Source organism: Sanguibacter inulinus (assembly GCF_013415325.1).
GTDB classification, from domain to species: domain Bacteria; phylum Actinomycetota; class Actinomycetes; order Actinomycetales; family Cellulomonadaceae; genus Sanguibacter; species Sanguibacter inulinus.
In genome coordinates this window covers 1-5,301 of the sequence record NZ_JACBYE010000094.1, presented here as the reverse complement: position 1 = coordinate 5,301, position 5,301 = coordinate 1, and the positions used below count along the sequence as shown (strand labels likewise).

Genomic DNA, 5,301 nt, shown 5'->3' with positions numbered 1-5,301 from the left:
GTTGATAGCAAACATTTACGGAGAGTTTGATCCTGGCTCAGGACGAACGCTGGCGGCGTGCTTAACACATGCAAGTCGAACGGTGACATCAGAGCTTGCTCTGGTTGATCAGTGGCGAACGGGTGAGTAACACGTGAGTAACCTGCCCTTGACTCTGGGATAACTCCGGGAAACCGGGGCTAATACCGGATACGAGACGCGACCGCATGGTCGGCGTCTGGAAAGTTTTTCGGTCAAGGATGGACTCGCGGCCTATCAGCTTGTTGGTGAGGTAATGGCTCACCAAGGCGTCGACGGGTAGCCGGCCTGAGAGGGCGACCGGCCACACTGGGACTGAGACACGGCCCAGACTCCTACGGGAGGCAGCAGTGGGGAATATTGCACAATGGGCGAAAGCCTGATGCAGCGACGCCGCGTGAGGGATGAAGGCCTTCGGGTTGTAAACCTCTTTCAGTAGGGAAGAAGCGAAAGTGACGGTACCTGCAGAAGAAGCGCCGGCTAACTACGTGCCAGCAGCCGCGGTAATACGTAGGGCGCAAGCGTTGTCCGGAATTATTGGGCGTAAAGAGCTCGTAGGCGGTTTGTCGCGTCTGGTGTGAAAACTCAAGGCTCAACCTTGAGCTTGCATCGGGTACGGGCAGACTAGAGTGTGGTAGGGGTGACTGGAATTCCTGGTGTAGCGGTGGAATGCGCAGATATCAGGAGGAACACCGATGGCGAAGGCAGGTCACTGGGCCACTACTGACGCTGAGGAGCGAAAGCATGGGGAGCGAACAGGATTAGATACCCTGGTAGTCCATGCCGTAAACGTTGGGCACTAGGTGTGGGGCTCATTCCACGAGTTCCGCGCCGCAGCTAACGCATTAAGTGCCCCGCCTGGGGAGTACGGCCGCAAGGCTAAAACTCAAAGGAATTGACGGGGGCCCGCACAAGCGGCGGAGCATGCGGATTAATTCGATGCAACGCGAAGAACCTTACCAAGGCTTGACATACACCGGAATCATGCAGAGATGTGTGCGTCTTCGGACTGGTGTACAGGTGGTGCATGGTTGTCGTCAGCTCGTGTCGTGAGATGTTGGGTTAAGTCCCGCAACGAGCGCAACCCTCGTCCTATGTTGCCAGCACGTTATGGTGGGGACTCATAGGAGACTGCCGGGGTCAACTCGGAGGAAGGTGGGGATGACGTCAAATCATCATGCCCCTTATGTCTTGGGCTTCACGCATGCTACAATGGCCGGTACAAAGGGCTGCGATACCGCGAGGTGGAGCGAATCCCAAAAAGCCGGTCTCAGTTCGGATTGGGGTCTGCAACTCGACCCCATGAAGTCGGAGTCGCTAGTAATCGCAGATCAGCAACGCTGCGGTGAATACGTTCCCGGGCCTTGTACACACCGCCCGTCAAGTCACGAAAGTCGGTAACACCCGAAGCCGGTGGCCTAACCCCTTGTGGGATGGAGCCGTCGAAGGTGGGATTGGCGATTGGGACTAAGTCGTAACAAGGTAGCCGTACCGGAAGGTGCGGCTGGATCACCTCCTTTCTAAGGAGCTACACACTGGCTTGTTCCGGGGACTACCCCGGTCGGGTTCAGGTGGCCACTTCCACACTCCGAATGAGGGTGTGGGTGGTTGCTCACGGGTGGAACATTGACTAGGACTCAGCTTGAGGGTCGATGCAAGTACACCAGCTTCGTCTGGTTGGAACGGATCGGTTCAAGGGTTGGGGACATGAGCACACTGTTGGGTCCTGAAGGCACGGGCGTCTTGACGCAAGTGAACTTCAGGCGCATGCCGGCTGGCCGTAAGGCTCAGCATGGTGTGTTGCCACGACACGGGTCACCCTGAACCAGTTGAACCGCTCTTGAGCTTTGCTCGGGGGTAGGCGGTGGTGTTGGGTGGGATCGTCCGTAGCTTGAGAACTGCACAGTGGACGCGAGCATCTTTGTAAGATCAAAGATTTATCTTTGGTTCTTTGCAATTTTTTGTTGTCAAGTTTTTAAGGGCACAGGGTGGATGCCTTGGCACTAGGAGCCGATGAAGGACGTAGTAGCCTGCGATAAGCCTCGGGGAGTTGGCAAACGAACTGTGATCCGAGGATTTCCGAATGGGGAAACCCAGCACGAGTTATGTCGTGTTACCCGCACCTGAATATATAGGGTGTGTGGAGGGAACGTCGGGAAGTGAAACATCTCAGTACCGACAGGAAGAGATATTCCGTGAGTAGTGGCGAGCGAAAGCGGAACAGGCCAAACCGTTCATGTGTGATACCCGGCAGGGGTTGCATGGGCGGGGTTGTGGGACCTTTCAGATGAGTCTGCCGGCTTGTCAGGGAGTCAGAAAGTCTCGTTATAGTCGAAGGGCATTGAAAGGCCCGGCGTAGAGGGTGTGACCCCCGTAGACGAAATGACGTGACCTCCCGAAGGGGATCCCAAGTAGCACGGGGCCCGAGAAATCCCGTGTGAATCCGTGAAGACCACTTCATAAGCCTAAATACTACCTAGTGACCGATAGCGGACAAGTACCGTGAGGGAAAGGTGAAAAGTACCCCGGGAGGGGAGTGAAATAGTACCTGAAACCGTGTGCCTACAATCCGTTGGAGCCTCCTTAGCAGGGGTGACAGCGTGCCTTTTGAAGAATGAGCCTGCGAGTTAGTGCTCAGTGGCGAGGTTAACCCGTGTGGGGAAGCCGTAGCGAAAGCGAGTCTTAATAGGGCGAATGAGTCGCTGGGTCTAGACCCGAAGCGAAGTGATCTACCCATGGGCAGGTTGAAGCGCGGGTAAGACCGCGTGGAGGACCGAACCCACCTAGGTTGAAAACTGGGGGGATGACCTGTGGGTAGGGGTGAAAGGCCAATCAAACTTCGTGATAGCTGGTTCTCCCCGAAATGCATTTAGGTGCAGCCTCGCGTGTTTCTTGCCGGAGGTAGAGCTACTGGATAGCCGATGGGCCCTACAAGGTTACTGACGTTAGCCAAACTCCGAATGCCGGTAAGTGAGAGCGCGGGAGTGAGACTGTGGGGGATAAGCTCCATAGTCGAGAGGGAAACAGCCCAGACCACCAGCTAAGGCCCCTAAGCGTGTGCTAAGTGGGAAAGGATGTGGAGTTGCACAGACAACCAGGAGGTTGGCTTAGAAGCAGCCACCCTTGAAAGAGTGCGTAATAGCTCACTGGTCAAGTGATTCCGCGCCGACAATGTAGCGGGGCTCAAGTACACCGCCGAAGCTGTGGCATTCACATGATAACCAGGCCTTCGTGGTCCAGGTGTGTGGATGGGTAGGGGAGCGTCGTGTGGGCAGTGAAGCTGCGGGGTAACCCAGTGGTGGAGCCTACACGAGTGAGAATGCAGGCATGAGTAGCGAAAGACGGGTGAGAAACCCGTCCGCCGAATGATCAAGGGTTCCAGGGCCAGGCTAATCCGCCCTGGGTAAGTCGGGACCTAAGGCGAGGCCGACAGGCGTAGTCGATGGACAAGGAGTTGATATTCTCCTACCGGCGAAGAACCGCCCATACCGAGCCAGGTGATGCTAACCGCCCAAGCCTGGTCCACAGGCCCTTCGGGGCTGAGGACTCAGGGGAGCGCGGGACCCGAACTTGTAGTAGGTAAGCGTATTAACAGGAGTGACGCAGGAAGGTAGCCAAGCCGAGCGACGGTTGTCTCGGTCTAAGGACGTAGGGCGAACAGTAGGCAAATCCGCTGTTCATATAGCCTGAGATCTGACGGGACCCACCCTAGGTGGGGATTTGGTGATCCTATGCTGCCGAGAAAAGCTTCGACGCGAGGTTCAAGCCGCCCGTACCCTAAACCGACTCAGGTGATCAGGTAGAGAATACTAAGGCGATCGAGAGAATCATGGTTAAGGAACTCGGCAAAATGCCCCCGTAACTTCGGGAGAAGGGGGGCCCGGAGCGTGATCCCACTTGCTGGGGGAGCGTGCAAGGGCCGCAGAGACCAGGGAGAAGCGACTGTTTACTAAAAACACAGGTCCGTGCGAAGTCGCAAGACGATGTATACGGACTGACGCCTGCCCGGTGCTGGAAGGTTAAGAGGACGGGTTAGCCGCAAGGCGAAGCTCAGAATTTAAGCCCCAGTAAACGGCGGTGGTAACTATAACCATCCTAAGGTAGCGAAATTCCTTGTCGGGTAAGTTCCGACCTGCACGAATGGCGTAACGACTTCTCCGCTGTCTCAACCGTGAACTCGGCGAAATTGCACTACGAGTAAAGATGCTCGTTACGCGCAGCAGGACGGAAAGACCCCGGGACCTTTACTATAGTTTGGTATTGGTGTTCGGTGCGGCTTGTGTAGGATAGGTGGGAGACTGTGAAGCGGGCACGCCAGTGTTCGTGGAGTCAACGTTGAAATACCACTCTGGTCGCTCTGGACATCTAACCTCGGTCCGTAATCCGGATCAGGGACAGTGCCTGATGGGTAGTTTAACTGGGGCGGTTGCCTCCTAAAATGTAACGGAGGCGCTCAAAGGTTCCCTCAGCCTGGTTGGCAATCAGGTGTCGAGTGCAAGTGCACAAGGGAGCTTGACTGTGAGACTGACAGGTCGAGCAGGGACGAAAGTCGGAACTAGTGATCCGGCGGTGGCTTGTGGAAGCGCCGTCGCTCAACGGATAAAAGGTACCCCGGGGATAACAGGCTGATCTTGCCCAAGAGTCCATATCGACGGCATGGTTTGGCACCTCGATGTCGGCTCGTCGCATCCTGGGGCTGGAGTAGGTCCCAAGGGTTGGGCTGTTCGCCCATTAAAGCGGTACGCGAGCTGGGTTTAGAACGTCGTGAGACAGTTCGGTCCCTATCCGCTGCGCGCGCAGGAAACTTGAGAAGGGCTGTCCCTAGTACGAGAGGACCGGGACGGACGAACCTCTGGTGTGCCAGTTGTTCCGCCAGGAGCACGGCTGGTTGGCTACGTTCGGAAGGGATAACCGCTGAAAGCATCTAAGCGGGAAGCCTGCTTCAAGATGAGGTTTCCATGAGGGCTTGACCCTCGAGAGGCTCCCAGCAGACCACTGGGTAGATAGGCCGGATGTGGAAGAGAGGACTAACGACTCTCGGAGCTGACCGGTACTAATAAGCCGACAACTTGATAACACTCAAATTTTGTGTGCTACGCGTCCACTGTGCGGTTCTCGGGTAACGGCCGAGAACCGGTTGACAACCCAATAGAGTTACGGCGGTCATAGCGAGGGGGAAACGCCCGGTCCCATTCCGAACCCGGAAGCTAAGCCCCTCTGCGCCGATGGTACTGCACGGGAGACTGTGTGGGAGAGTAGGTCGCCGCCGGACAACCATTCAAC

3 rRNA genes are annotated in these 5,301 nt (G+C 56.3%); all 3 read left to right on the top strand.

The features are described from left to right. Nucleotides 1-14: 14 nt before the first annotated feature. The 3 genes from HZZ10_RS18930 (at nucleotide 15) to rrf (ending at nucleotide 5,290) form a co-directional block, all read left to right on the top strand. Nucleotides 15-1,538, top strand: a 16S ribosomal RNA gene (locus HZZ10_RS18930). Nucleotides 1,539-1,983: 445 nt separating this feature from the next. Continuing rightward, nucleotides 1,984-5,095 (top strand): 23S ribosomal RNA (locus HZZ10_RS18925). A gap of 78 nt (nucleotides 5,096-5,173) precedes the next feature. Next, nucleotides 5,174-5,290, top strand: a 5S ribosomal RNA gene (gene rrf / locus HZZ10_RS18920). Together the 16S, 23S and 5S rRNA genes form the textbook arrangement of a ribosomal RNA operon. Nucleotides 5,291-5,301: the final 11 nt, after the last annotated feature.